A 26,057-nucleotide genomic window follows, 5' to 3' on the forward strand; every position below is an offset into this window, starting at 1 on the left:
GTTTATGGCACCTGCGGCCATAGTCGTTTCCATGCTCGTCGATATCGTTCCGGTGGGGTCGGTCTCCGCGGAGGTCAAGCGGGCGGCCTCGACGGCGCTGCGTTCCGTCTACGACTGCGACGTCGCGATCAACGACTCGCAGTCGATTCCGAGCGGCGCCTACGACGACGGACGGAACCAGTACTCTGCGGAGGCGTTTATCCAGCTTGCAGAACGAACCGGCCGGGGCGAGAAGAACATCGCGATCACGCCGCACGATCTGTTCTACCGGCGCCGAAACTACGTCTTCGGGCTCGCGTACCTGGACGGCAGCGGGAGCGTCGTCTCGACCTATCGGCTCCAGACGTCCTCGGACGGCGGCTTCTCGAACAAGAGCGCCGCCGACATCTTTCAGGACCGCGTCCGAAAGGAGATCGTCCACGAGATCGGCCACACCTACGGCCTCGAACACTGCGACAACAACCGCTGCGTGATGAACTTCTCCCCGACGGTGCGCGAAGTCGACATCAAAGAGGAGAACCTCTGTGGGAGCTGTCAACGGCTGATAACGTAGTTCGCACGCCAACCGCTCTCCTCGAGAGCGGACCTAACCTTTCTTTACTGCCACGACGTATTCGAACCAGTGCCTACCACTGCCCCCTTCGAGACGCTCACCGACGAGTACGACGCGTGGTTCGAATCGAACTCCGACGCCTATCGGGCTGAACTGGCCGCGCTCGAGCGTTTGCTCCCCGAGAAGATCGGTTCTATAGACGATGAAGACGACGCTACCGGCCCCACCACGCTCGAGGTCGGCGTCGGCACCGGCCGCTTTGCCGGCCCGCTCGGGATTCCGGTCGGGATCGATCCGGCGGCGAATCCGCTTTCGGAAGCGCGAGAGCGGGGCGTCGAACCGATTCGGGGCGTCGCCGAACGGCTTCCAGTGCGCGACGGCGCGCTCGAGCGGGTCCTGTTCGTTACCGTCTGGTGTTTCCTCGATGATCTCGAGCGAACGCTCGCGGAAACCCGACGCGTGCTCGCTGTTGACGGCGAACTCGTCGTCGCCTTTCTCGACCGCTCGAGTCCGCTCGGACAGGGCTATCAGGCGACCAAAGACGAGAGCCCGTTCTACGCGGACGCACAGTTCGTCACCGGCGAGGAGGTCTGCGCTGCCCTCGAGGACGCGGGATTCGTCGTTCGCGATCGGCTCCAGACGGTGTTCGACGAATCGAGTGGCGACGGACCGGATGGTGACGGACTGGACGGTGACGAACCGGGCGGCGACGAACTGGCGGCCGAACCGACGGCGACCGGTCGCGTTCGATCGGGACACGGCGACGGACTGTTCGGCGTCGTTCGCGCCACGCTCGAGTAGCTCGCTCGCTCCGGCCGGTTCACGGATCACCGTCGGGAACAACGATTTAGGCACCAATCTCGTACGGCCGCCTAAGATCACCGCCGTGATACCCGCCATCTTCTCGCGGAACGGTACGGCTGATTCGGCCCCGTGTAGCGGCGGGAACGGGGGTGAGCGTCGATGACGGACGACGAGCGGGAGATCGAAATCGACGTCGAAACCGAGGGCGATCGTTCCGTCGACGAGTCGTCGGACGACGGGACTCCGTCCGAGGGTGAATTCGAGACCGCGCCGTGGCGTCGCGATTCGAGCTTGTTCGAGGACAGCGATGGGTCACGGCCGCGCGACCTCGAGGACGAACTCGGCCGGGTCGACGTCATGTCGACGCCGGAGGGCTACGTCGAGGGCCGCGTCACCGACCTCGAGACCGTCGACGAGACGACGGTGCGTCTCGAGGTCGCGCTGCCCCACGGCCGGACGACGTCGTTCGAACTCGAGAAGCCGATTCCCTGGTCCGAGGAGTATCTGCTGGCCCGGATCGTCGAGGACGTCGGCTACGACGCGGCCTCCGTCGGCCACCTCGTCGGCGAATCGGTGTACCTCGCGCGTGCGGACCGCGAGCACGACGCCGACGAGTGGGACGGCCTCCGGGGGACCGCTGCCAGGGCGGCGGGTCGAACGGTGAACTCGCTGCTCGAGGCCTCGCTTGGCGGGCGCTTCGAGCGGACGGGGACGGGGCCGACGTGGCGGCTCGTCGACCCGCCGGAACGTCCCGACCCCGTCGAGAAAGACGGATTCGACGCCCTGAGCGTCTCGATCGCTCTCGGGCTGGTTCTGGCCGGCGTTCTCGTCGCTGCCGCCGGGGCGGTGTTCGGCGCGACGGGGGGCGTGGCCGTCTCGAGTGCGATGGTCGCGTACGCGTTGCCTGGCGTTATTATCGCACTTGTCGGCGGTCTGGTCGCGTATTCGCTGGATGGCAACGGAGAATAAGCCGTGGTTCGATCGAGTCGCGTCGCGGTCAGACCGAGTAGTAGTACTCGCCTTCGCGTTTCTGCTCGCGATCCAACTGCGAATCCGGTTTGTTGATCCGCGGGCGCGAGGTCCGCTTGTCGCGACGGAACGTGATCTCGAGGTTCTCGAGGAAGTCGTTCATCCCCTCGCGCATCGGCTGTGGCGTTCCGGCGCGGCCTTCCACGGCGGGTTCGCCGTCGAAGACCATCAGGCGGTCCGCGAGCAGGTCGATCACGTACGTGTCGTGGTCGATCACGAGCACGGTGGCGTCTTGCATCTCGGCGTGGCGTCGGATCGCGCTCGTCGCCTGCACCCGCTGTTCGACGTCGAGGTGGGCCGACGGCTCGTCGAGCAAGTACAGGTCGGCGGTATCGGAGAGACAGGCCGCGATGGCCACCCGCTGGCGCTCGCCGCCCGAGAGGTCCGAGAGGTTCTGTTCCATGATCCGCTCGAGTTGCAGCGGCTGGGCGATTTCGGTGTTCCAGTGTGAGGAACCGAACTGGTCGGTGATCGACGAGAGGAACACGTCGACGCGCATGTGCTGGTCGATGGTGACGTACTGGGGTTTATACGAGATGTCGAGGTCTAGGTCCGTTTCGCCCGTTGTGGGCTCGAGGTCGCCGGTGAGCAACTGGGCGAACGTCGACTTCCCGATGCCGTTCGGGCCGACGATACCGAGCACTTCCCCTTCCATGATCTCGCCGCCCTCGACCGCGAGTTCGAATTCGCCGTCGCCGTAGGACTTCGTCATATCCGGATACTCGACGAGGGTGTCGCGGTGGGTCGCCGTCCGCGGGGCGTGTTCTTCGAACTCGATCTGGCTCGGGCGAATCCGCATGTTCTCGTTCTCGAGGTAACCCGAGAGGTACTCGTTGATCCCGTTGCGGACCGATTTGGGCGTCGTGATGACACCGTAGGCACCGGGCTCACCGTAGGCGACGTGGAGGGTGTCACAGAGCAGGTCGAGAATCGCGAGGTCGTGTTCGACGACCAGGACGGATTTGCCCTCCTCTTCGGCGAGTTCGCGGATGAGCCGCGCGGCGGTCACTCGCTGCCCGATGTCGAGGTACGGCGTCACCTCGTCGAGGAAGTAGAAGTCGGTGTCCCGAGCCAGCGTGGCCGCGATGGCCACGCGCTGGAGTTCCCCGCCCGAGAGGTCGTCGATGGACTGGTCCATGACCGGCCCGATCGAGAGTCGTTCGACCAGCGAGTCGAGCGCGCCGCGTTCGTCGGTTCGCTCGAGCAGTTCCCGCGTGTTGCCGTCGAACTGGTTGGGGATCTGATCGACGTACTGGGGCTTTCTCGAGACAGTCACGTCGCCGTCGCGCACGTCTGCGATGTAGTCCTGCAGTTCGGTGCCGCGGTAGGCGTCGAGCACTTCTTCCCAGCCGGGCGATTCGTCGTATCGGCCGAGATTCGGCTCGAGTTCGCCCGCGAGGATGCGAACGGCAGTCGTCTTCCCGATCCCGTTCGGGCCGAGGATACCGGTCACCTGCCCTTCCTGTGGGGCGGGAAGCCCGTACAGGGAAAAGGCGTTCTCGCCGTAGCGGTGGACCGGATCGTCCTCGAGTTCCTGCGGGAGGTTGATGATCTCGATGGCGTCGAAGGGGCACTTCTCGACGCAGATACCGCAGGTTTCGCCGAGACAGATCTCCTCGGAGATGCGGACCTGTTCCGGCTGGCCCTGGTCGGGTTCCTCGCCGCGGAGGGTGATACACTCCTTGCCCGTTCGGTTCGGCGGACAGTAGTTCTTGCACTCGTAGTTACACCGATCCGGCTGGCATCGGTCTAGGTCTACGACGGCGATGCTATCGTCTGCCATCGTCAGATCGTGACCCCCGTGGTGAGCAGGATTCCCCACGTCACGAACCACAGGGAGAAGGTCATGAACGCGATGAACAGGTAGTGTTTGGCTCCGAACTCGTCCTCGTTGTAGATTCCGGAGAGCTTGATGAGTGGGAACTGAATCACGATCGCTCCGAGGACGACCAATAGCGCCTCCTGGTTTTGCGCGCCCGCCTCGCCGGTCCCGTACAGCGAGAGGCAGACGAACGCGGTTGCGACCCCGAGCAGCGCTGACAGCGCCGTCACGCTGACCGAGCGTATGTGCTCGTATCGGTCGCTAATCGATTCCGTCGACATACGCCGAACTCAGTCGCCGTCGGTGAAAAGCCGTTCGCATTGGCTGGGACGCGATTTAGTGATCCGAGTCGTCCTCGAGACGTCCCGAGGACGCACCCTAAATCGCAATATTAATCATTATCGTTTAGAGAGAACGTGCTGTATGGAGACACCACTGCTCGTCACGGATTTTCTGGATCAGGCGCGGACGTACTACGCGGAGGAGGAGGCGATCGTCGGCGCGGACGGCGATCGATTCACCTACGGGGAGTTCGGCGAGCGAGCCGATCGGTTCTCCGCGGCGTTACGGGATCGTGGCGTCGAGAAGGGCGACCGGGTCGCGGTGCTCGATCCGAACACCCACTACCACCTCGAGGCGGCCTACGGAGCCATGCAGATCGGCGCGGTCCACACGCCGCTTAACTACCGGCTGACGCCGTCGGATTACGAGTACATCCTCTCGGACGCCGGCGTCGACGTCGTCGTCGCCGACTACGAGTACGCGGAGAAAATAGAGACGATTCGCGAGGACGTGCCGACCGAGACGTTTATCACGAACGACGCGGACGCGGTTGACGGCCGCTGGGAGTCGTTCGACGACGCCCTCGAAGCGGCGAGTCCCGAGTACGACCGACCGGAGATGGCCGAGGACGACGTTATCACGATCAACTACACGTCGGGGACGACGGGCGATCCGAAGGGCGTCTGTCGAACCCATCGGACCGAAACGCTGCACGCGTACCTCGTCTCGATCTATCACGAGCTCACCGACGACGACGTCTACCTCTGGACCCTGCCGATGTTCCACGTCAACGGCTGGGGACACATCTACGCCGTGACCGGGATCGGCGCGACGCACGTCTGCACGCGCGGGGTCTCGCCAGACTCCGTCGTCGAGACGATAACGAGCGAAGACGTCTCGTTCCTGTGTGCCGCCCCCGCCGTCCTCAACCAGTTGCTCGAGTACTACGAGTCCGAGGGCCAGCCCGCGATGGCCGGGGCGAACGACGTCCGGGTGACGACCGCCGGCAGCGCGCCGCCGGAGGCCACGATCCGCGCCGTCGAAGACGAGTTCGACTGGTATCTCAAACACCTCTACGGGGCGACCGAGACCGGCCCGCTGATCACGATCTCGGACGCCAAACGCCTCATCGACGAGGAGAACCGCCTCGAGATAAAGAAACGCCAGGGCTTTGGCATCCTCGGGAGCGACGTTCGCGTCGTCGACGAGGACGGGGAGGACGTTCCGCGCGACGACGAGACGCTCGGGGAAGTCGTCGTTCGTGGTAATCAGGTGATGGACCGCTACTGGAACAAGCCCGAGGCGACCGAGGAGGCCTTCTCGGACCGTCTCGAGGGCTACTACCACATGGGCGATCTGGCGACCGTCGACGAGAACGGCATGATCGCGATCCGGGATCGGAAGAAAGACATCATCGTCTCCGGCGGCGAGAACATCTCGAGCATCGAACTCGAGGACGCGCTGTTCGACCACGACGCGGTCGCGGACGTGGCTGTGATCCCGGCGCCGAGCGACGAGTGGGGTGAGACGCCGAAGGCGTTCGTCGTCCCATCGTCGGGGGATGTCGCCAACCCGCCGGTTTCGGCCGACGAACTGACCGCCTACACGCGAGCGGAACTCGCGAGTTACAAGGCCGTTCGCCGAATCGAGTACGTCGAAACGCTCCCGAAAACCGCGACCGGAAAGACCCAGAAGTACGAACTCAGAGAGCAGGAGTGGGCCGACGAGGACCGACTGATCGGTGAAGGGTAGTCCGAGGCCCTTCGCGGGCCACGAGGGGCCAGGGACGACGTTTCGCCCGTATATTCAACAGGCTCAGTCGTTTGCGTCGTGTCCGCAGACGGTTTTGGGCCGCTTTCGATCTCCGAACGGTTCCCCCGATCTCGTGTGAATTCTGCCCGACGTGAACTGATTCGACAGTTGCGTCCGACTTACAACGGGTCCTGACTGACTGGTCAATTAGCTCGATATCCCGCTCGTAACGACCCATAACGGTATTTTTCGATCATTTATTTCGAATACTTACGTCCGAACCACTCGAGTAAGGCTCAACTTTTATGCGTCTGGGAGTTTTCGATTCGTAGTATGGAAGAGACCGACGGAGAGGAAATCGAAGACCTGCCGCCGAGCGCCAAACTCGTTTTCAAAGTGCTCGAGTACGATGGTCCGTTGACCCAGAAACAGATCGTTCAGGAGTCGATGCTCTCTGCTCGAACCGTTCGCTACGCCCTCGAGCGACTCGAGGACATCGGCATCGTCGACGAGGACATCTACTTCGCGGACGCGCGCCAGAGCCTGTATCGGATCGAGGAACCGGTCGCGGCCGACGGTAACGGCGTCGAGGAGGCCCCCGCGGAGAAAGACGCCTGCTGTGCCGAGTAATCGGCCTCGAGCGTAATCGGGAGAGCGGCAGGATTATTTTCGCGCGGTGACGTTCTCGTCTATGGACAAAGAGCGACTTCCACAGTGGGGCTGGCTGTTACTCGGGTTGTTCGCGATGGCGGTTTTCGCGCAACTGCTCAACGCCTTCGTACTCGGCCGAATCGGCCTGCCGCCGGAGTACTACGTCGTGACGCTCATCAGCGGAATGTCACTCGTCGTCATCTACGTCAGCGTCTGGTACGAAGACGACCGCGCCGCCTACTGGGAGGGCTCTTCGGCGAGTTACTTCGGCGACGTCTTTTTCGTAGTGGTCGGCTCGGCTATCGCCGCCGGGTTTGCCGTCGCGGTGACACTCGAAGCCGGACTGGGCCGACTCGTTCGTGAACTACTCGCGATGATCGCCGGATTCGTGACCGCCTGGGGGGCGTTCTACTGGCGAAATACCGGCCTGTACCGGTCCGACGACGACTCGCGATAATCGGACTCACGAGGGTTCGCGTTAGAGCCGCTTTCCGTCGCCGATACCTGGGGTCTGTAGGATGGTCCGCTTGTGTTTGGACGAGTCGTACATCCCCAACACTTCCCGTGCGGTATCCCGGTCGATACCCATCTCGTCGGCGGCGTGCTCGAGCGATTGACCTCGGTCGACGACACGCTCGAGGAGGGGATCGATGACGGCGTAGGGGGCCCCGAGTTCGTCCGCGTCGGTCTGGCCGACGTAAAAGCCAGCCGTCGGTTCCTTGTCGATGATCCTATCGGGAACGTCGAGGTAGTCCGCGAGCGCGCGCACCTCGGTCTTGTAGAGGTCGCCGATCGGATACCAGTCGGCGGCGCCGTCGCCGTACTTCGTGAAGTACCCCAGCAGCGACTCGGAGCGGTTCGCCGTTCCTAGGACGATCCGCGACTGGCGGTTGGCCGCGTAGTACAGGGTAACCATCCGCATGCGGGCAGCCACGTTCCCGAGCGCGTGGTTTCGCTGGTTCGGACGGGACAGCGACTCTCGGTCCGGCTCGAGCGCCGGCGAGATCGACTCGTCGAACGCGTCGATCAGCGACCGGAGGTGGATCTCGCGAAAGTCGATCTCGCGGTTCTCGGCGACCGCTCGAGCGTCGACCATCCCCGCCTGTTCGGTCTTGTGGTAGGGCATCCCGAGCGCGAGGACGTTCTCGCCCCCGACCGCGTCGGCGGCCAGCGTCGCGGTCAGCGTCGAGTCGACGCCGCCGCTCATCGCGACGACGACCCCGTCGGCACCCGCCTCGGTGACCAGCGATTCGACGGACGATGTGATCCGTTCGTACACCGCCGCCAGACTCTCCCGGTCGGTCAGGAACGGCCGTCCGTCCGACTCGAGGTCGGCGTCCTCAGTTGGCATGCAGTTCACCGCTGCAGCGCAGCACGTACCCCGTCATTTGATGACTGAATCGAGATGCTACTCGTATAAAGGAGTGCGCCTTAAACAACTAGTAGCGAGAAAGGGCGTCGGGCTCTCACTCGATTCGCTGGAGTGAGCAGTAGATGCTTCTCGAGAACCCTCCATGGTTCGAAGCAGTTTTTCGCCTCGAGCTACCCGGACGCTCAAAATCTGAAAACCGCTTCCCACGTATCGTTTCGAGCGCTCTTGTTCGTCTCTATTCCGTCTTCACGAACTTCGCTGTGCCGTCCTGATTGACGGTGATTCGATACGTTCTGTAACTGAATTCGATTATCATCTGTGCTTCGGGCGCGGGCGGATCGGAAAAGAGGTTTTTGAGAACGCCGTCGATACAGTTGTACATCGGTGGCAGTTCGCTTTGATCGATTCCCTCGAGACTGGCGACGATTTCTACGATCTGTACGGTCGGCGTCTCGCCGTCCGTGTCCAGCTCTCGACGAATGACTTCGGCATCAGTTTGATCTGCCATCGTGGCACTTGCTAATGTGAACACCCACTATAGGTCTTGGTCTATATAAATTGAATATTAAAACTTCTATCTATTTATATGGAATCAATTAACGGTCTTGTACTGTCGATGAAAGCGTTATTTCACGCGTAACAGTAGATAATAGCACGTTTTCTTTATCCAGTACTATTCCTGAAACTGAATCGGGTAATTCAGTAACTACGGATACGAACTGAGCGTTACTGATAGACTTCTCGAGGAAAACATATAGTGATACAGGTAGAATTGATAACGAGATGGCACTCAATCACCTCCAACACCGCCGCCCGCTAGCAACGTCCAGTGTGGTCTATTTTGGTTCTGTACTCATAATTGGTCTCCCCGTCACGTTTTTTGTTTACGAGTTTTTTGCAGGGATACTCCGTCTCCTCCAACTCAATTGGCTTGTTACCTCTGCTGCAGGAATCACAGTCCTTGCCGCAGCGTTTGTAGTCGGTATGTGGGTCGCTGGCCACGTCGCCGAGCGGGTCGTCAATAGATTCTCTTAAACAGCCCGATAGTACGTCCCTCTCCTGTACCACTGGATTTCACGACGAGCTCTGGATAAAGAAACCGTATTACCAACTACTGGACGTGCGTTTTTCGCTGACTCGTCCATTCGGCTTGTCTGCTCTCGATTCCAAAAACGCTGTTACCACCGTTTTCAGGCCTGCCCTCGCCCCTTCTGTAAAACGGCCGCTCGTTCGCTTCGCTCACTCGCAGTCGGAGTTCTTACGACGGAACGACGGTGATCGGATCTTTCTGGTCGATCGCCTGCTCAAGTTCATCCGCAATGGCACTCCCTCGAGACACCTGTATTTCGCCGCCGCGGCTCACCGTCGCCGTGAACAGGTACTCGCCGTTTGCCTGCACTTCGACGGTCTCGCTCTGGTGGCCGTCGACGGGGACGACGATGTGCCTCGAGGTAATCTCGGGCTGGACGATCTGCCCGGCGGACTGGCCGCCATCTGCCCCGCCGCTTGCGTCTGCGGGGCCGCTTCCGCCAGCATGTCGGGTTCCGCCGCCTCCGCCCGCCCCGGCGTGGGGGTTCTCGTCGTGGGTCCGAACGTCGATGTCGATGCCGAGCCGGTTCTCGACGTCGTTGATCCGACCGCCGCCCTTCCCGATGACGCTCGAGATGTCGTCGTCGGTGACGTAGACGACCGCCCGGTCCTGGCCCTTGAGCTGGACGTCGACGTAGCCGTGGGCGATCGAGCGAATCTCCCGTTCGATCTCCTGTTTGGCGATGCGGTCGACGCCGGATTCCGAACCGGGCCCGCCCTCGTCGTCGTCGAGCGGGACGGTGACGACCTGTCGGTTGAACGTGTAGATCTCGTACTCAGGAACGCCGGTTTCGAACTCCGTGACCTGAATCACCGGCCGGGCGAGGTCCTCCTCGGTGAGCCCCGCGGGGACCTTGACCTCCGTCCGGACGTCGTAGACCTTTGCGACTTCCCCGGCCTCGATGTAGACGACGGTGTCGACGACCTGCGGGATCATCCCGAGTTCGACCCGACCGATGAGCCGCTGGAGGGCGTCGATCGGCCGCGTGGCGTGGACGACGCCGAGCATGCCGACGCCCGCGAGTCGCATGTCCGCGAAGACCTCGAAGTCGTTGGTCTTTCGCACCTCGTCGTAGATGGTGTAGTCGGGTCGGACCATCAACAGGGCGTCCGCGGTCTTTTCCATCTCGCCGCCGAGTTCGGTGTACTGGGTGATCTCGGGACCGACCTGCAGGTCCCGGGGCTTTTCCATCGTCTTCACCGAGTAATCGTTCTCGGAGATGTACCGCGCCACCGCCTGCGCGAACGTCGACTTGCCCGCCCCCGGCGCGCCGGAGATCAGGACCCCGCGCTGGTGCTCGAGCAGTCGATCTTTCAACTCGTCGGCGTGCTCGTAGTCCTCGATGTCGGTCTGGGCGATCGGTCGAACGGCGGTGATCTCGATGCCGTCCGAGAAGGGCGGTCGAGCGATGGCGATCCGGAAGTCCCGGAACTGGACGATCTGCATGCCCGGCTCTTTCAGTTCGATAAAGCCGTCGCTCGACTCCTTGGCCCCGTCGACGACCTCGCGGGCGTACTCGTCCATCGTCGCCTCATCGAGCGGCTCGTCGGCGATCTCCTCGTAGCGCATCTCGCCGAGCGCGCCGCGTTTGGCCATCGGTACCGTGTCCGTCTTGAGGTGGACGCTCATCGTCTCCTCGTCGAAGTAGTCCTCGACGGTGAGGGTGCCCACTTCCCGAGTCTCGGGCGAGACGTACTCGACCTCGAGGCCTTTCGCTCGCGCGACCTCAGCCTGGACGATGTCGCTCGTGATGAAGGTGGCCTCGAGTTCCTCGGCCAGATCTCGGATCAGGGCGTCGATCTCGCCCTCGGAGGCGTGGCCGCGTTCGATGGCGTTGGGCCGTTCACCGACGTACTCCACGTCGACGACGCCGTCGTCGGCGAGATCGGCCAGCCGCTTGAGTTCCGAGAGGCCGTCCCAGCCGCTATCGTAGCCGTCGTTGGCCTGCGCCTCGAGTTCCGCGACGACGGGTTCCGGTATCGAAACCGTCGCTCCCTCGAACTGCCCGTCTTCGATCGTCTTCGAGACGCGGCCGTCGATGACCACGCTCGTGTCCGGCACGACGTTCATGTGTCAATCTACGGTACCCGACGCCAATAAGGGTGTTCAACGAGCGGGACGGTGGTTGGCGGGCTCGAGCGCTATTCGCGAACCGTCGAAGTCGAGTCGCCGACTAACGGGGGTACGCTGAGTCGATGCGGTCTCACTTCGATGTGTTCCGGTGGAACGAACACCCTCGAGACCGTACCGCTCGCTATGTCTGTCGTCGATCTCACCCGGACGCTGGTCTCGATTCCGAGCCACGAGGACGAGACCGCGGCGGGCGACGCGCTCGAGGAGTGGCTCCGGACCGAAACCGACGCGACGGTCACGCGGGACGAACTCGGAAACGTCATCGCCCGGCGACGCTCGAGCGAGGCAGTCGGCACTGCGGAGGCCGAAGCGGCTGACCCGCGAACGCTCGCGCTCGTCGGCCACCACGACGTCGTCCCACCGGACGACTCCCAGATCGAAAACGGCGAGTACGTCGTCGAGGAACGCGACGGCAGGCTCTACGGCCGCGGGACCGCGGACATGAAAGGATCGCTCGCGGCGGCGGCCGTCGCGTTCCGAGACGCCGACCTCGAGTCGGCTCCAGACACTGGCCTCGAGTCGCCCTCCGGTGCTGACTCGACCCCGGGTGCGAACTCCGGTTCGAACGTCGACTCTGAACCTCGGCCCGGCGAACTCGTCTTCGCGAGTTTCGTCGGCGAGGAAGACGGCGGTATCGGCGCTCGCCACGCGATCGAGAACGGGTTTGCGCCCGACCACGCCGTCGTCGGCGAAGGCTCGACGAACTACTCCGGGCCCGACGTCACGGACGTCGCCGTCGCCCACAAGGGTCGGCGCGCGAGCACGATCACCGCCCGCGGCACCGCCGCCCACGCGAGCGAACCCGAGGCCGGCGAGAACGCGATCTACCGCGCCGCGGACGCGGTCGACGCGATTCGCGATCTCGAGGCCCCGTCACTCGAGGTCGCGGGCGATCGACTCGAGGGCAGTCTCGTCGTCACCGAGATCGAGGGGGGCTCGGCGTGGAACGTCGTTCCCGAGAACTGTACGATCACGGTAGACGAGCGAACGGTGCCGGGCGAGCGGGCGTCTCTCGAGACGGTGGCGGACCTCGAGGGCGTGGAATGGACGGTCGACCAGGACCTGCCGCCGATGCGGTGTGACGACGGCGCGTTCGCGGACGCGGTCCGCGAGGCCGCAGACCGGTCCCAATCGGCCGCTCCCGAACTCGTGACGAAACCCCACGCGACGGACGCGGGCTGGCTCTCGCGGGCCGGCACGGAGTGTGTCATCTACGGCGCGTCCGAGCCCGGCGAGGCCCACACGAAAACCGAGAGCGTCTCGATTTCGGTCCTCGAGCGGTGTCTCGAGACCTATCGGCGACTCGCAGAGCGGTGGCTGTGAGTTCGACGACGCCCTCGCTCGAGCAGGGTTGATGTGGACCGTTACCTTGTCAGATGCGATCGATTCGTCCGGTAGGGATGGTTTAAGCTCCCGTCCGTGGTGGATGATCTCATGGTCGAGCAAATCCTGGTTCCGATGGACGATTCGCCGCAGGCGACGGCCGCGCTCGAGTACGCGCTCGCGGAGTTCCCCGAGGCGTCGATCACCGCGATACACGTCATCGAACTCCCCGAGGGGTACTGGGCGGCGTTCGTCAAGTCCGAAGACGATTTCCCCGGACACGAGCAAGCGCACAACCGTGCGAACGACCTCCTCGAGGAGACGGTCGAGCGGGCGTCCGACGCGGATCGCGACATCGAGACGGTCGTCGAAACGGGGAAACCGGCACACGAGATCGTCGAGCACGCCGTCGAAAACGACGTCGATCAGATCGTGATTGGCAGTCACGGCCGCAAACGAGCCGGGCGACTCCTCTTTGGCAGCGTCTCCGAATCGGTCGTCCGAACCGCACCGATGACGGTCGTGGTCGTCCACGACGCCTGATGAGTCGGTCGTTCGCGAGTGTCGTCCTTCGGTGGACTTAGGCTCCTCGAGACTGTCAATTCGTTCAATGGACACCGGTGGAACCGACCGGAAGCGACTCGACGACTCGCCGAGTTCGTCGGCCTCGAGGGGGTGGCTCTGGCGCATCGCGATGGCGATGCAAAACGGGGCGCCCGTCTTGCTTTCCGTCGGATTCATCGGGCTAACGCTGACCGACTCGTGGCTCGCGCCCGAGGAATCGCCGTACTCGCTGCTCTTTGCCGGCGGGATTCTCTGTGCGATCGGCTCCATCTATCTCGCGATCTACCAGCACGATATCGACGAGTGACGACGAGTCTGGTCGGTTCGCCGCTTCCACCGGAACCCGGACGTTGATGGGTGAGTCACTCATACTGTGTTCTAATGACAGCAGATCAGACACAGACGGCGACCGACGCGACCGCGGCGTACGACCGCCTCGAGGAGCGCGTCGAGCGGATTTCGAACATCGGCAACGCCGCGGGCGTCCTGCGGTGGGACCAGGAAGTTATCATGCCCGACGCGGGGACGCCAGCGCGGGCGAAACAGCTTTCCACACTGTCGTCGCTCAGCCACGAACTGCTGACCGACGAGGAGACGGGCGACCTTCTCGCGGAACTCGAGGCCGCGGATGCGGATCTCACCGACGACCAGCGGGCGGTCGTCCGCGAGGTCCGCCGGCAGTACGACCGCGCGACCAGCGTGCCACAGGAACTCGTCGAGGAGATTTCGGAGACGACCTCGAACGCGCATCCAACGTGGATGCAGGCCCGCGAGGAGGACGACTTCGAGCAGTTCGCGCCGACGCTCGAGAAACTTGTCGACCTCAAACGCGAGTACGCCGCCCACATCGACCCCGACGCGGACCCCTACGAGGTCCTGTTCGCCAACTACGAGCCGTATCTGGACCTCGAGACCGCAGAGGAAATCCTCGCGCAGTTGCGCGATACTCTCGTCCCGTTGCTCGAGGCGATCGACGAGAGCGACGCGGACCTCGCGACCGACGCGTTCGCCGGCCAGTTCGACGACGACGACCAGGAGGCGCTGGCCCGCGATGCCCTCGACGCCTTGGGCTACGACTGGAGTCGCGGTCGCCTCGATACGGCACCGCACCCGTTCTCGTCGGGGACGCAGTTCGACGCGCGGGTGACGACCCGGTTCGACGAGGAGGACCTGCTGGGTTCGATCACGTCGGTCATCCACGAGTTCGGCCACGCGAACTACACGATCGGCCTCCCCGACGAGGAGTACGCCACGCCGCTCGGCGAGGCTCGAGACCTCACGGTCCACGAGTCCCAGTCGCGACTCTGGGAGAATCACGTCGGCCGCTCCCGGCCGTTCTGGGATCGGTTCCTGCCGACCGCCAGAGAGCGGTTCCCCGAGCTCGAGGACGTCTCCCCGCGGGAGGCCTATGAGGCCGCGAATCAGGTGTACGACGACAACCTGATCCGCGTCGACGCGGACGAGTTGACCTACCACCTCCACATCGTGATCCGCTTTGAAATCGAACGGGGCCTGATCTCGGGCGACCTCGAAGTTTCCGAGGTTCCCCAGGTCTGGAACGACAAGTACGAGGAGTATCTCGGCGTGCGCCCCGAGACCGACGCCGAGGGCTGTCTGCAGGACATCCACTGGTCGCACGGCTCCTTTGGTTACTTCCCGACGTACTCACTGGGATCGGTGCTCGCGGCCCAGCTCTACGCGGCCGCCGAGGACGAACTCGGCGATCTCGACGACCAGATTCGAGCGGGCGAGTTCGACGATCTCAACGGCTGGCTCCGCGAGAACGTCCACCAGCACGGAAAGCGCTACACCACGCCCGACCTGATCGAGTCGGCAACCGGCGAGCCGTTCACGGCGGAGTACTTCCTCGAGTACGTCGACGCGAAGTACGGCGACCTCTACGACCTCGAGTAGGCCGCACGCGGAGCCGTCGCCGTCGAACAACCGCTGAACGTCCAGCAATCGCTGAACGCACAGCCACCGCCGAACGTACAGCCGTCTTCGAGCGTACCCACCCCGATAAAACGGGGTTGGCTGTGCCGGGTACAGACTCTCGAGCGGGTGCCCCTAGGCTTCTCCCGTGAAAGTCTCAATTCCGGGCCTCGAGGGGGTCTACTACGATACGAGCGCAGAAAGCACGGCCGCGACGGTCGCGCTGACCGCCGCCGGGCGGCGAGCGCCGAAACCGCACGGGTACGCCGTCCAGTTGCTGCCGTACCTGTGGTCGTTCGACGTCGACCTCCAGGAGGTACCGAACGATCACCCGATCCAGTACCTGCATCCGGAGGGCGCACAGAGCCTCGGAGAACTCGCGAACGACGGCGTCGGTCGCGCCGCCGGAACCGACTTCGAGACCGTCCTACGATTCGTGTGGGCGATCAACGAGCAAACCGAGTCGGCCGCCATGCGCGTTCTCGGGCGCGGCGAACCCTCGGAGGAGGGCGTCGTCATCGAGATCGAGGACGGCACCGTCGACGTCGATGGCGACGAACTCGAGACCGACGAGTTCGACATCGAAGCGGACTCCCCTGAGCGGTAAGTGCTGGCAGTGTCGTCGGCTCGAGATTCGAGTCGACGTCGAGGGTCCCGTTTTTAGGCCTGTAGATCGACCATCCAGCTATGCGAATCGTCACGACGCTGCCGTCCGCGACTGAGATCGTGACCGCGCTCGGTCTCGAGCCGGTCGGCGTCTCCCACGAGTGCGATTATCCGCCGTCGGTGAGCTCGCTACCCGCGGTGACGGCCTCGAGCGTCGACGCCGACGCCGGCAGCTCCGAGATCGACCGACAGGTCCTCGAGTCGGTCGCCGATGGCGACGGCGTCTACGACATCGATATCGAGACGCTCGAGGAACTCGACCCCGATCTGATAGTCACGCAGGGAGTTTGCGACGTCTGTGCGGTCGACGAGGTCGTCGTCGAGCGAGCGGCCGAACGGATCGACGCCGAGCCGGAGATTCTGACGACTGATCCCCACACCGTCGGCGACGTGTTGGACGACGTCGAGCGCATTGGCGAAGTGACTGGAAAGGCCGAACGAGCCCGCACAGTGGTCGACGACCTCGAGAATCGGATCGAATCGGTCCGCTCCCGGGCGAACGACGAACGCCGCGACTCGAGTGACGCCGCCACCGACTCGAGCGCCACTGTAACCCACTCGAGCACTCAACCGAGAGGCTCGAGCGACCGACCGCGCGTCGCCGTCTTCGACTGGACCGATCCGGTCATGGTCGCGGGCCACTGGACGGCGGACCTCGTCGAGTGGGCCGGCGGCGAGTACGGACTCGCAGACCCCGGCGAGGCCTCGAGGCCCCGCGAATGGGGCGAGATCCGCGCGTACGACCCCGAGGTCATCGTCGTCGCGCCGTGTGGGTTCGACCTCGCGCAGACGGCCGCGAACCTGTCGGATCTGACGTCGCTCGAGGGGTGGGCGGAGCTTTCGGCCGTTCGGAACGACCGCGTCTGGGCGATGGACGGCAACCACTATCTCAACCGACCCGGTCCGCGTCTGGTCGAGACACTCGAGGCCCTCGCACCGATTATCTCCCCCGACCGGTTCGAGCGATCCCCTGAGGTGTCGGTCGCGGTGCCCCTGGAGCGTCTCGAGAGAACGCGAGTCTGATCTCAGCTGGTGGGTTACAGTTCGCCGATCCGAATGCCGTCCGGTTGGAGGACGACGCCGATATCGCTGGTGGCACCCTGAAAGACCTCCGAGTGTGATGCGACATCGTCGACGCCGACGCCGACTTCGAACTGTCCGTCGCCCGGAAGCGATGGAAACTCTCGCTGTTCGCCATCTGCGAGCTGGAGGTCTTCCTGGAACACGACTCCGCTCTCGTCTTTGATCTGCAGCCGAACCGTCGAATCTCTCGGCAGGCCGTTTTCGACGATGACGCTGCCGCCACCTCCAACGACTCCCTGTACGGCGTTTTGTACGCGCGACTTCGCCGTGAGTAACTGCGCCTGAAGCGCTTCGGGATCGTCGCGGTATTTGAGTGCGACGGCGGCGATCGCGAGTAGCGCGAGCACCGCGAGCAGCGCCAGCGGGAGGCCAAGCGAGGTGACCCGGTCGAGGATCGACTTGCCGGAGACGTTGATCTGTGCGCTCTTCTGGGCGGACTCGGCTCCACTCACGTTGAGTGCCGTCATATTGTAGCTATACTCGCCGTTTTCCGCCGGCGGTTCGATCGACGTTTCGACCGTCTTCGATTCGCCGGCCGCGAGTGTGACGCTCTCCTCGGCGACGAGTTCGTCGCCCAAGTTGAATTGTACGGACTGGGTGTCCGCCCGCTCGCCCGTGTTCGTCACGTTCCCGCTCATGGTCAGCCCCGAATTCGCGTTGTCGGCTCCTTCGAGCTTGACGTCTTCGACGGTGAACGCCGGTCGAATCGCTACGGCCGTATCGCTTGAGACATCTGTCTCCGCCGTGAGTTCGATCTCCGACGGCGCGTCTTCGGTTGGTTCGAAGGAAAAGCCCTTTTCGACAGATTCGCCCGGATTCACCGTCACCATCACCGTCTCGCTGCCGTCGTCGGCGACGCCGTCTGGATCGTCGACCGCCACCGTGAGTTCGACGACCTCCGGCGTCTCGCCGTCGTTCTCGACTGTGACGACGGCATCTAGCGACTCTTCAGACCCGAACGACTCGTCGACATCGGTAAATTTCGTCGACAGGTTACGCTCGAACTCGAGCGTGTCGCTCTGGCCTGGCGTTTCGACCGTCACGCTCGTCAGCGGGACGGACCCGCTGTCGAGATACGTCGAGAACGTCGCTTCGGTCGGAGCGCCGTCCTCGACGGTGACGTTGCGCTCGCCTTCGACCGAGTCGCCGATGCGGAAGGTCGTGGGGACGACGGTCTCGCCGCCCGGAACCGTCCCGTCATAGTCGATATTTGCGACGACCTCGAGTTCTTCTGAGAGGCTCGCAGTCGGCTCGTTGATGACCGTTGCGGACATCCGTTCATTGTGGGCATCCTTCGACACGACCGTCACGGCCTTTCGCTCGGTGTTCGAGTCTTCCGGGACCGCGACCGCTATGTCGACTTCCGAGGCGTTGATGTCTCCCGTGTCGTAGCTGAACTCTTCGGTGGTACTAGCGCCCTGGGCAAGGGTGATCGAGCGCGACTCCACCTCGGTTCCGTCGACCGAGAGCGTCACGGTCCGATCGCCGAGATCCAGTGCGCCGCGTCGCTCAAGGTCGGCGGCGACGGTGAGGGGTTCGCCAGCGACCGGATCGTTGGTTTCGACGTTCGTGATCGCAATTTCGGATTTCGTGATGTTGATCGGCGTCGTGAACTGCTCGGAGAGGATGTCGAGGCGAAGTTCGTCGATCTGGTGATCCCCCGCCACGAGTTCGCGCTCGAACGTCAGCGATGTGGTATTGCCACCGGATTCGTTGATGAATTCAGGTTCGCCAATCAACCGATCCTCGACGTTTCCGTCGGTATCAACTCCGTAGAGTTCGACTTCGTCTCGAATATTTCCGTATCCAACGTTCGTGATGTCGACAGTGACTGACAGTTGCTCACCCTCGGAGTAGTCTCCATCCGCAGAAACGTTCGTGGATGGAATCCCCTGGTCGTACGCACTGTACTCTATCGAGGCCCCATCGACCTCGAGGGAAGTACCATCCGCTAACTCCACGATTCCGTCATCGGTGACCACGAGGTTGTCGTCGATGGTGACCGTTTTATTGCCATCGCTCGTCGTCACATGTCGTCCGTCGGTTATCGTTTCGACGGTGCCGTCATCTGCGACCATTAAATCCTCGCCATTGACGGTGATGGTCGGGTCTTTAGGCGTTTCGTCCCCCGCTGCGTTTTCGCCGCGAACGATATCGCCATCGAAGGTCACTACCGCGTCATGACCGTAGTACCCCGTGTCGTCGAACGATCCCGTGGCTAGTGGCACGTTGGTCTGGTTCTCGATTTCGAGCAGTTCGCCGGACTCAAAGTCGTCGGTCGTATTGTCCGTCTCCGCGCCCGCCGCGGTGCCGATTCCCGCCGTGAGTAACAGTCCACAGAGGACCACGCTTAGCAAGACACCGATCGCTAGCGAGGATCGGACCGCTCGCAGGTCGTGTCTTTTCGATCGAAGACAATCTCCTATAGCGGCATACCTGTCGGAACTGACTAGCGAGTGCGGGGGTGGATTCGTTCTCATCCAGACGACACCAATCGTATGTTTCAATCTGTTTGGATGGGGTGTTGAAATACTCTCTGGGCGATTATTATTGGGTATATTATATAAACGGCCGGACGGCCAACGCGCTTTTCACGTAGTTGGTGCTACGCTGACGTATAGATGTCACGGGAAGCCGACTCTCCCAGCAGGAACGACGACGGCGGGCTGGGCGCGAATTCCGGGTCGTCACAGTCGCGTGGGGCGACCGATACGACTCGAGCGACACACTCGCTCAGCCGTCGCGGGGCGCTTGCGGGCGTCGGAACGCTTTCGCTGGGAGCAGTCGCCGGCTGTCTCGGCTCGATTCCGGGGCTCGAGGGCTCATCAGGACAGCGGTTGGTTGAACCGGAAGATCCGGGCGAAAACCCGGACGCGACGCCGGGCGAGTTCTATCATCTGATCGAAGAACACGATATCGTCGTCGACGAGCTCTATCACACGCCTGAGGAAAACCGACTCGATCTGTTCTACGATTCGAGCGCGGAGACTCGCTCCGAATCCGACGAGGAGATCGTTGTCATCTATCAGGCCTATCAGGAATTGATCGACCATGGCTCCTCGCTCGAGAACCTCTATACCGAGATCGTCGACCCGTTCGAGGAGCAAGCCCGTGGCTGGGGCATCGACACCGACTGGGTCGAGCGGTATCTCGACGGCGAAATCAACGAAAACGAGCTGTGGGGGACGATCGTGGAGTCGAAATCCTACGGGGATGGAAACGACCCAGCGGTTTCGAACGAGAGCGATCCGCCGACGGGTGATGACGGCACCACGTCGGATGGAAACGAGACGTCCGGTGAGACGGGTGAGACCGACCCGGCCAATCGAACGAATTCGTCCGAAATAAGCGACTCGTCGGTAGACGGCGGGTCGGGTGGCAACGAGAGCGATGGGGAATAACGCTCTCTGGCATCGGTGGTCCGCAAACTGGGCGGTCACACGCAACGCCAGTCCGGGCGTGTCAACTACCAAAGGCAAGATTAAGGACCAGTGGGGGAAATAGTTGGCCATGTATCGGTTGGTGGGACATTTCCCTCGAGGAAGGTGATAACGAAACAATGACGCTATTCGAACTCGAGCGGAACGCGGACTTCGAGAAACTCGTCGAGCTCCTCGAGTCGAGCTCGAACCCGAACGTCCGGAGTCGGGCCTGCGAGATTATCGGGAGTCTCGAATCCGAGCACGAAGACAGCAAATTTCCCAGAGACGAACTCGTCGACGCCCTGGTGGGGGCGGCAAACGAGGACGAGAGCGAGGACGTCCGCGCGACCGCGATCGACGCGCTCGATCAGTACGGACAGGCGGCGCTCGAACAGCTCATCGGCGAGATCATTGGCCAGCCGCTCGAGGACGTCGCCGAGTGGAAGAAGGCTCAGGCGCTGGCACAGAGTCTGAGCGCGGATCGGCCCGAACTGCGGATGGCCGCCGCGACGGGACTCGGCAAGATCGGCGAGGACAACGTCGTCGGGCCACTGGTCAATCAGCTCGGCGATCCCGATCCGCGGGTGCGCAAACGGGTCGCTCGAGCCTGCGGTCGCATCGGTGCCGCAGAGAGCGTTCCGGGGCTCTCGAAGATCCTCCACGAGGATCAGTACGACGTGCGCGTCGAGGCGGCCTACGCGCTCGCGGACATCGGGTCCGATAACGCCATCCGGGAACTCTCGGGGGTCGCCGACGCCGACGACGAGACGCTCCGGCGGATCGCGGTCGACGCGCTCGGCCGTCTCGGAAGCGTCGAGGCGGTCGAACTGCTCGCGGAGGCGTTGCGTGACGACTCCGAGACCGTTCGCCGGACGGCGATGTTCTCGCTCGTCCAACTGCTCTCGGAAGCGCCGGCGGACGCGAGCCACCAGGTACGCGAGAAGATCGTCGGCGAGCTAGAGCAGGCAAACGCCAGCGAGTCCGTCCAACCGCTGGTCGACATTTTGACCCAAAGCACCGAGACTGCCCAGCGCCGGAACGCCGCCTGGTTGCTCGGTCGCGTGGCGGACGACGATCATCGAAGCCAGGCTCAGGACGCGCTGATCGATACGCTCGGTGACGACGATACGATGACCTCGAAATTCGCGGCGACGAGTCTTTCGATGTTGGATGGAAACGAATTAGAAACCCGCTTGCTCGATCTCGTCGAAAACGAGCACGTCGACGTGGAAACGCGCGTGCGGGCCCTGTTCGTCCTCGGGAAGATAGGCGGGGATTTATCGCGAGACCGGCTTTCGGGGTTCGTCGACCGAGTGGAGAACGACCGACTGCGAAAGCGTGGCTTCTCGGCGCTGTCGAAACTCGGCGGCGTCGGCGCGCCAACTGGTGACTTCGCATGAGCAAATCCGAGACGAAACTCGCGGACGTGACCGGCCAGTTCACCCAGGTCGTCAAGGATGGGCGAAAGCTCTCCGATACCGACTGGTCGAACGGCCGGATCGTCCTCTCGAACAAGCGGCTGGTGATCGCGAGCAACAGCGGCAAGCAGACGGTGCCGCTCGCGCAGATCCAGTCCATCCGCGGTCGGTACGACGTCAACCGAACGATCGCGAAAGTGTCGGACTACATCAGCGTCAACGCCGGCCAGAACGTGTATTTGATCTCGATGGGCGAGGTCGAGGAGTTCGAACTCCAGATCCAGAAGGCGATTCTCGACGGGGAAATCGTCCTGGTGAAACACCCGGCGGTCAAAGGCGGCGTGGTACAGGATTCCGCCTGGAAGAAAGCCCGCGTCAAGATCAACGAGGGCGTGGCGAACTTCGCCGTCGAGAACGGCAACTTCGTCCAGATCGAAGTCGACGACGTCGGTACGGTCGAGAGCGACGAACGAGCAGTCCGAGGACAGGAGCGCCCGGTCGTCGAAGCCGAACACACGGAGGAGGGAACCAGCGTCCAGACGTACCTCTCCGGGGGCGGGCAAAACTGCGCGATGCTCAAGTCCGTCCTCGACCGAGGTGCGGAGAAAAACGCCTCGCAGATAGACCTCTCGAGTCAGGAACAGGAGGTGCTGATGGCGATCTACTCCGGCGTGTCGCCGTTCGAAGTGCCCGAGTTCCTCGACATCGATACCGACGACGTCGAGGAGATGTACGAGCGCATGATCGAACTCGACGTGTTAGAGGAGGTCCGAGTCCGCCGGGAGGTCGCGTTGAAACCCCGCGGGCGAAATATCGCCAGCGAGTCGATGAACAGCAAGTAGGTCAGGGCTCCGGTTCGTTTTCACCCGTCTCTTTCCACTCGCCGGGCTCCTCGCCGTGTATCTCTCCTTTCGCCTCGCGCGACCCCGGCCACTTCGCCAGCACGACGAGTCCGAGGAAAAACAGGGCGAGGAGCCCGGCCACGACGGGCCCGGGGATACCCGGTAGTTCGGCGGCCTCCGTCCATCGGGATTCCGGGGTGAACAGCGTGACCTTCGCAACCCACGAGACCCCGAGCACCGCGAACAACAGCGCGTAGATACGACGCACGCGTCGGGAGAGCGCCTCGAGCAGCGTCACTTTGAACGTCGGATACCGGAGGTCCTCGCCCAGTTCCTCGCGCCAGTTGGCGTGTTCGACGCCCCGGGGATCGAGGGCGTTCGCGAAGACGTTCTCCTGAACGAAGCGCACTCGAGACCGGTAGAGGTCGTAGAATCGGTACCTACGAACCTCGAACGAGAGGAAGACCGCCAGAATGACCATGCCGACCAGCAAGAGGTAGGCGGGCATGTCGGGACTCGAGAAGACCACGGAAAGCAGGGCCGCGAGCACCGTGATCGCCCAGTTGGTCGTCTGGTCGATCCGATCCTGTGCGGTGGTCGTTTGGGCAACTTCGCCTCTGTAGTAGTGGGGGAGCGCATCGAGCAGCGACTCGGCGTCGCCCGCGATTTCGGCGGCGATCTCCTGGTCCTCGCGCTCGAGGGTGTCGTCGGTTGAGCGGTCGTCGGGCATACGTGTTCGCACGGATCCGACCGCCAAAATCCCGCCACGGACCCGTCGACTGTGTGTACTGTCTTGGGTCGGGTACTCTCTGCGTTCGTGAAAAGCGTTATCGACGAGTTCTCTGAAATAGACGGCGAATCGTCCGAAAACGAGTCGACTGAGGACGTAACCGGTGATAGGCTGATGGAAACGAAGCTATCGACGGCCAAACCGATGACAGCGACGATAGCATCGATCTCTGACGATTCTCCGTCTCGAGAACAAAGCGATATGCTCTGGCGATCTGTCCTCGAAACCTCATACTGACGGCTGATAAGGAATTAATGTTGACAATATGGTTCTGTGTGAACTGAGTGTTTTGGATATCGGCCCATATGGGGCGATCTGTGCCATTATAGCTGAATACCACCTATTCCGAATATTTTATACGAAGTTCTTCACACAGGTTCCGTATGGACGTTCGTTTGGGTCTGTTGGTTTTTCTCATCGTGGGTCCGGTCATGCTGAGTGGACCGGCTGTGGCAGGTTCTACAGCATCGAACCCGCTCGTCTCACAACCCGAAAACGTCGACTCGGACGAAATCAGGATGAATGTCGCCGTAGACTCGAACGGGTCTGCTACGTGGAGGATCGAACTCTGGGTTCATCTCGACGACAACGAAACAATCGAGGCGTTCGAATCGCTCGAGGACGAAATCGACGAGAACCCGTCGGCTCACACGCAGGAATTTTCAGAGCGAATCGAGACGACCGTCGATAGTGCAAGCGAGACAACAAACAGAGAGATGACGGCGAACGAGTTTCGCGTGGCCACCTCGCGTCAATCGTTCGCGCGCGAGTACGGCGTTATCAGCTATACGTTCCGGTGGACAGGCTTTGCCGCTGTCGACGGCGACCGATTGCACGTCGGGGACGCAATCGAGGGGATCAATATCGACGATGGCTCGCGCCTGCTGATCGAATGGCCGGAAGAGTACGAGCTCGAGTCGATTTCTCCTACTCCGGATACCCAACGCAATCAGGCGGCGCTTTGGCACGGAGGCGAAACCGATTTTATATCCGGCGAACCGACGCTCGTTCTCTCGGCAGATGACGGTAGAGCAGTTGCACCTGTGGCCGCAGTCAGTGCTGGCATCGCCGGCGTTGCCGTGATTGGTGCCGGTTGGTGGTACCGAACTCGTGAAAGCGAGTCCGATCACTCTCCCCCTGTTGACCGGGACACGGAACCGGATGGTGTAATACCTGACACTTCCTCGGATGACTCGTCTTCGAGCCCGCCTCCGTCACTTATGAGTAACGAAGAACGGCTCCTGTCGCTGCTCGAGGAAAACGGTGGACGAATGAAACAACAAACAGTCGTGACGGAACTCGGCTGGACAGACGCAAAGACGAGTAAGGTGGTAACCGGATTGCGCGACGAGAACGAACTCGAGTCGTTCCGCATCGGTCGGGAAAACGTGCTTTCGCTTCCGAACGCGGATGCGGAGACGTTGGATGATCGATCTGAGTAACTCGCTGCGCTCGCCTCTCGGCTGGAACGTGACCGCTTTGTCACCGGCGAAATCGACAGCAGGAATCGGGGTGAAAAACGAATAAAATCGGCGAAACGGTCGTTGAACCCGGGTGATTATCGCACCGGTCTATTACGGGGGGACAGCTATGCTCGAGTGCAATGGACCGAACTCCAACGATTACATTGGCATTGGTACTCATTGTCTCTCTGGCAATATTGCCAGTCGGGACGGCGACTGCTCAGCCAGAGAAGGTACAAGCCGCACAGAACGACCAAGCGACGAACGAATCGATCGCACCCGGTGCGCAGTTAACTGGTGTCCTCGGCGTTCAGAACGCGGAAGTCAACGGCGCGGTCACCGAGCGAGCATACGGTATCAAAATCGCGAACGCACAGACCGCGGATGCAGAGGCCGCTGTTATCGGCGAGCAATTCGAGGATATCGACGATCGGCTCGAGGATCTGGAGGACCGTCGCGACGAACTCGAAGACGAGCGTGACACGGGGAACATTAGCGAGGGAGAATACCGAGCGGAGATTGCCACGATTCGGGCCGAACAGGCGACCGCCGAACGATTAGCTGCCGACGCTGAATCCAACGCAAGCGAGTTGCCGGCGGATCTGCTCGAAGAACAGGGAGTCAACGCCAGCGCGATTCAAGAACTTAGCGAGCGCGCCGACGAACTCACCGGACCGGAAACCGCTGAGATCGCACAATCGATAGCGGGTAATTCGGCTGGGAGTCCAGTCGCGGGCGACAACGGTCCCGCTGACGTCCCGGCCGGCCCGCCGGTCGATACCGAGTCGAACCGAACTGAGGCCTCGGTTCCCGCTGCCGAGAACACCCCACGAGAGCGAGGAAACGCCAGCGCTGGTGACTCCTCTTCAGAGCGACCGATTGATGGTGATTCCACGAGCGAATCGGAGCCAAAAGCCGATGAAGGCGACGAATCGGAGCCAGAAGCTTCCACAAGCAAACCGGAGCCAAAAGCCGATGAAGGCGACGAATCGGAAACAGATCATGGTTCGGAGTCCGACACGTCGAACAGAGACGACGGTAACTCTCGGCCGGCCTTCGCCTGACA

General features: G+C 62.5%; 25 protein-coding genes. 17 read left to right on the top strand and 8 right to left on the bottom strand.

Annotation, left to right across the window (positions count from 1 at the left end):
* Window positions 1–31: 31 nt before the first annotated feature.
* The 3 genes from BM348_RS08180 (at window position 32) to BM348_RS08190 (ending at window position 2,326) form a co-directional block, all read left to right on the top strand.
* A complete protein-coding gene (locus tag BM348_RS08180; protein ID WP_050050279.1) occupies window positions 32–553 on the top strand; it encodes an archaemetzincin family Zn-dependent metalloprotease in 522 nt (173 codons plus the stop codon).
* Window positions 554–622: 69 nt separating this feature from the next.
* On the top strand, window positions 623–1,354 hold the full coding sequence (locus BM348_RS08185; protein ID WP_092903866.1) for a class I SAM-dependent methyltransferase: 732 nt from the start codon (window positions 623–625) through the stop codon (window positions 1,352–1,354).
* 162 nt (window positions 1,355–1,516) lie between these two features.
* Window positions 1,517–2,326: a hypothetical protein gene (locus BM348_RS08190; protein ID WP_092903868.1), complete on the top strand. Its 810-nt coding sequence runs from the start codon at window positions 1,517–1,519 to the stop codon at window positions 2,324–2,326.
* Between the two features lie 28 nt (window positions 2,327–2,354).
* Here BM348_RS08190 and BM348_RS08195 read toward each other — a convergent pair whose 3' ends face one another.
* Window positions 2,355–4,169: a ribosome biogenesis/translation initiation ATPase RLI gene (locus BM348_RS08195; RefSeq protein WP_092903870.1), complete on the bottom strand. Its 1,815-nt coding sequence runs from the start codon at window positions 4,167–4,169 to the stop codon at window positions 2,355–2,357.
* Window positions 4,170–4,171: 2 nt separating this feature from the next.
* Window positions 4,172–4,489, bottom strand: a complete 318-nt coding sequence (locus BM348_RS08200) for an EMC6-like membrane protein (protein WP_092903872.1) — start codon at window positions 4,487–4,489, stop codon at window positions 4,172–4,174.
* Window positions 4,490–4,631: 142 nt separating this feature from the next.
* On the opposite strand from BM348_RS08200, the gene BM348_RS08205 reads away from it, so the two are divergent.
* The 3 genes from BM348_RS08205 (at window position 4,632) to BM348_RS08215 (ending at window position 7,350) form a co-directional block, all read left to right on the top strand.
* Window positions 4,632–6,242, top strand: a complete 1,611-nt coding sequence (locus BM348_RS08205; protein WP_092903874.1) for a long-chain-fatty-acid--CoA ligase — start codon at window positions 4,632–4,634, stop codon at window positions 6,240–6,242.
* 333 nt (window positions 6,243–6,575) lie between these two features.
* Window positions 6,576–6,872: a winged helix-turn-helix transcriptional regulator gene (locus BM348_RS08210; protein ID WP_092903876.1), complete on the top strand. Its 297-nt coding sequence runs from the start codon at window positions 6,576–6,578 to the stop codon at window positions 6,870–6,872.
* Between the two features lie 61 nt (window positions 6,873–6,933).
* A complete protein-coding gene (locus BM348_RS08215; RefSeq protein ID WP_092903878.1) occupies window positions 6,934–7,350 on the top strand; it encodes a hypothetical protein in 417 nt (138 codons plus the stop codon).
* Between the two features lie 21 nt (window positions 7,351–7,371).
* Here BM348_RS08215 and BM348_RS08220 read toward each other — a convergent pair whose 3' ends face one another.
* From BM348_RS08220 to BM348_RS08235, 4 genes are all read right to left on the bottom strand, one after another.
* Window positions 7,372–8,244, bottom strand: a complete 873-nt coding sequence (locus tag BM348_RS08220; protein ID WP_092903880.1) for an NAD+ synthase — start codon at window positions 8,242–8,244, stop codon at window positions 7,372–7,374.
* Window positions 8,245–8,500: 256 nt separating this feature from the next.
* Window positions 8,501–8,773, bottom strand: coding sequence for a HalOD1 output domain-containing protein (locus BM348_RS08225; protein ID WP_092903882.1), 273 nt, complete (start codon window positions 8,771–8,773; stop codon window positions 8,501–8,503).
* Window positions 8,774–9,081: 308 nt separating this feature from the next.
* Window positions 9,082–9,333, bottom strand: a complete 252-nt coding sequence (locus BM348_RS20605) for a hypothetical protein (RefSeq protein WP_139231164.1) — start codon at window positions 9,331–9,333, stop codon at window positions 9,082–9,084.
* Between the two features lie 190 nt (window positions 9,334–9,523).
* Complete coding sequence (locus tag BM348_RS08235; protein WP_092903886.1) at window positions 9,524–11,425, bottom strand: PINc/VapC family ATPase; 1,902 nt, start codon at window positions 11,423–11,425, stop codon at window positions 9,524–9,526.
* Between the two features lie 186 nt (window positions 11,426–11,611).
* Here BM348_RS08235 and BM348_RS08240 point away from each other — a divergent pair, with 186 nt between their 5' ends.
* The 6 genes from BM348_RS08240 to BM348_RS08265 all read left to right on the top strand — a co-directional run bounded on the left by BM348_RS08240 (window position 11,612) and on the right by BM348_RS08265 (window position 16,996).
* Window positions 11,612–12,811, top strand: a complete 1,200-nt coding sequence (locus tag BM348_RS08240) for a M20 family metallopeptidase (protein ID WP_092905476.1) — start codon at window positions 11,612–11,614, stop codon at window positions 12,809–12,811.
* Between the two features lie 111 nt (window positions 12,812–12,922).
* A complete protein-coding gene (locus tag BM348_RS08245) occupies window positions 12,923–13,354 on the top strand; it encodes a universal stress protein (RefSeq protein WP_092903888.1) in 432 nt (143 codons plus the stop codon).
* A gap of 67 nt (window positions 13,355–13,421) precedes the next feature.
* Window positions 13,422–13,682 (top strand): hypothetical protein, encoded by a 261-nt coding sequence (locus BM348_RS08250; RefSeq protein ID WP_092903890.1) that lies wholly within the window; start codon window positions 13,422–13,424, stop codon window positions 13,680–13,682.
* 74 nt (window positions 13,683–13,756) lie between these two features.
* Entirely contained in the window at window positions 13,757–15,289 is a 1,533-nt protein-coding gene (locus tag BM348_RS08255; RefSeq protein ID WP_092903892.1) for a carboxypeptidase M32, read from the top strand.
* A 166-nt stretch (window positions 15,290–15,455) separates the two neighbouring features.
* Window positions 15,456–15,914 (top strand): hypothetical protein, encoded by a 459-nt coding sequence (locus BM348_RS08260; RefSeq protein ID WP_092903894.1) that lies wholly within the window; start codon window positions 15,456–15,458, stop codon window positions 15,912–15,914.
* A gap of 80 nt (window positions 15,915–15,994) precedes the next feature.
* On the top strand, window positions 15,995–16,996 hold the full coding sequence (locus BM348_RS08265) for an ABC transporter substrate-binding protein (protein WP_092903896.1): 1,002 nt from the start codon (window positions 15,995–15,997) through the stop codon (window positions 16,994–16,996).
* 14 nt (window positions 16,997–17,010) lie between these two features.
* Here BM348_RS08265 and BM348_RS08270 read toward each other — a convergent pair whose 3' ends face one another.
* Window positions 17,011–19,404, bottom strand: coding sequence for a CARDB domain-containing protein (locus BM348_RS08270; RefSeq protein ID WP_092903898.1), 2,394 nt, complete (start codon window positions 19,402–19,404; stop codon window positions 17,011–17,013).
* A 273-nt stretch (window positions 19,405–19,677) separates the two neighbouring features.
* Between BM348_RS08270 and BM348_RS08275 the strand changes: the two genes are divergently transcribed.
* From BM348_RS08275 to BM348_RS08285, 3 genes are all read left to right on the top strand, one after another.
* Window positions 19,678–20,457, top strand: coding sequence for a hypothetical protein (locus BM348_RS08275; protein WP_092903900.1), 780 nt, complete (start codon window positions 19,678–19,680; stop codon window positions 20,455–20,457).
* A gap of 158 nt (window positions 20,458–20,615) precedes the next feature.
* Window positions 20,616–21,878: a HEAT repeat domain-containing protein gene (locus tag BM348_RS08280; protein ID WP_092903902.1), complete on the top strand. Its 1,263-nt coding sequence runs from the start codon at window positions 20,616–20,618 to the stop codon at window positions 21,876–21,878.
* Entirely contained in the window at window positions 21,875–22,738 is an 864-nt protein-coding gene (locus BM348_RS08285; RefSeq protein ID WP_092903904.1) for a CheF family chemotaxis protein, read from the top strand. Before BM348_RS08280 ends, BM348_RS08285 begins: the two co-directional genes overlap by 4 nt.
* 1 nt (window position 22,739) lies before the next feature.
* Here the strand turns inward: BM348_RS08285 and BM348_RS08290 are convergent, their stop codons facing one another.
* Window positions 22,740–23,468 (bottom strand): DUF2270 domain-containing protein, encoded by a 729-nt coding sequence (locus BM348_RS08290; RefSeq protein WP_092903906.1) that lies wholly within the window; start codon window positions 23,466–23,468, stop codon window positions 22,740–22,742.
* Window positions 23,469–24,046: 578 nt separating this feature from the next.
* Here BM348_RS08290 and BM348_RS08300 point away from each other — a divergent pair.
* Both BM348_RS08300 and BM348_RS08305 read left to right on the top strand, forming a co-directional pair.
* Entirely contained in the window at window positions 24,047–24,970 is a 924-nt protein-coding gene (locus BM348_RS08300; protein ID WP_342714154.1) for a helix-turn-helix transcriptional regulator, read from the top strand.
* A gap of 218 nt (window positions 24,971–25,188) precedes the next feature.
* Window positions 25,189–26,055 (top strand): hypothetical protein, encoded by an 867-nt coding sequence (locus tag BM348_RS08305; protein WP_092903913.1) that lies wholly within the window; start codon window positions 25,189–25,191, stop codon window positions 26,053–26,055.
* The last annotated feature ends 2 nt before the right edge of the window (window positions 26,056–26,057 follow it).

This window comes from Halostagnicola kamekurae (assembly GCF_900116205.1).
Taxonomy (GTDB): domain Archaea; phylum Halobacteriota; class Halobacteria; order Halobacteriales; family Natrialbaceae; genus Halostagnicola; species Halostagnicola kamekurae.

Bases quoted from the DNA above. Each gene is read 5' to 3' on its own strand.
- BM348_RS08290 (WP_092903906.1), bottom strand. From the start codon at position 23,468: ATGCCCGACGACCGCTCAACCGACGACACCCTCGAGCGCGAGGACCAG.
- BM348_RS08215 (WP_092903878.1), top strand. From the start codon at position 6,934: ATGGACAAAGAGCGACTTCCACAGTGGGGCTGGCTGTTACTCGGGTTG.
- BM348_RS08250 (WP_092903890.1), top strand. From the start codon at position 13,422: ATGGACACCGGTGGAACCGACCGGAAGCGACTCGACGACTCGCCGAGT.
- BM348_RS08180 (WP_050050279.1), top strand. From the start codon at position 32: ATGCTCGTCGATATCGTTCCGGTGGGGTCGGTCTCCGCGGAGGTCAAG.
- BM348_RS08220 (WP_092903880.1), bottom strand. From the start codon at position 8,244: ATGCCAACTGAGGACGCCGACCTCGAGTCGGACGGACGGCCGTTCCTG.
- BM348_RS08210 (WP_092903876.1), top strand. From the start codon at position 6,576: ATGGAAGAGACCGACGGAGAGGAAATCGAAGACCTGCCGCCGAGCGCC.
- BM348_RS08280 (WP_092903902.1), top strand. From the start codon at position 20,616: ATGACGCTATTCGAACTCGAGCGGAACGCGGACTTCGAGAAACTCGTC.
- BM348_RS08235 (WP_092903886.1), bottom strand. From the start codon at position 11,425: ATGAACGTCGTGCCGGACACGAGCGTGGTCATCGACGGCCGCGTCTCG.
- BM348_RS08190 (WP_092903868.1), top strand. From the start codon at position 1,517: ATGACGGACGACGAGCGGGAGATCGAAATCGACGTCGAAACCGAGGGC.
- BM348_RS08240 (WP_092905476.1), top strand. From the start codon at position 11,612: ATGTCTGTCGTCGATCTCACCCGGACGCTGGTCTCGATTCCGAGCCAC.
- BM348_RS08200 (WP_092903872.1), bottom strand. From the start codon at position 4,489: ATGTCGACGGAATCGATTAGCGACCGATACGAGCACATACGCTCGGTC.
- BM348_RS08300 (WP_342714154.1), top strand. From the start codon at position 24,047: ATGAATGTCGCCGTAGACTCGAACGGGTCTGCTACGTGGAGGATCGAA.
- BM348_RS08285 (WP_092903904.1), top strand. From the start codon at position 21,875: ATGAGCAAATCCGAGACGAAACTCGCGGACGTGACCGGCCAGTTCACC.
- BM348_RS08195 (WP_092903870.1), bottom strand. From the start codon at position 4,169: ATGGCAGACGATAGCATCGCCGTCGTAGACCTAGACCGATGCCAGCCG.
- BM348_RS08255 (WP_092903892.1), top strand. From the start codon at position 13,757: ATGACAGCAGATCAGACACAGACGGCGACCGACGCGACCGCGGCGTAC.
- BM348_RS08275 (WP_092903900.1), top strand. From the start codon at position 19,678: ATGTCACGGGAAGCCGACTCTCCCAGCAGGAACGACGACGGCGGGCTG.
- BM348_RS08265 (WP_092903896.1), top strand. From the start codon at position 15,995: ATGCGAATCGTCACGACGCTGCCGTCCGCGACTGAGATCGTGACCGCG.
- BM348_RS08205 (WP_092903874.1), top strand. From the start codon at position 4,632: ATGGAGACACCACTGCTCGTCACGGATTTTCTGGATCAGGCGCGGACG.
- BM348_RS08225 (WP_092903882.1), bottom strand. From the start codon at position 8,773: ATGGCAGATCAAACTGATGCCGAAGTCATTCGTCGAGAGCTGGACACG.
- BM348_RS08245 (WP_092903888.1), top strand. From the start codon at position 12,923: ATGGTCGAGCAAATCCTGGTTCCGATGGACGATTCGCCGCAGGCGACG.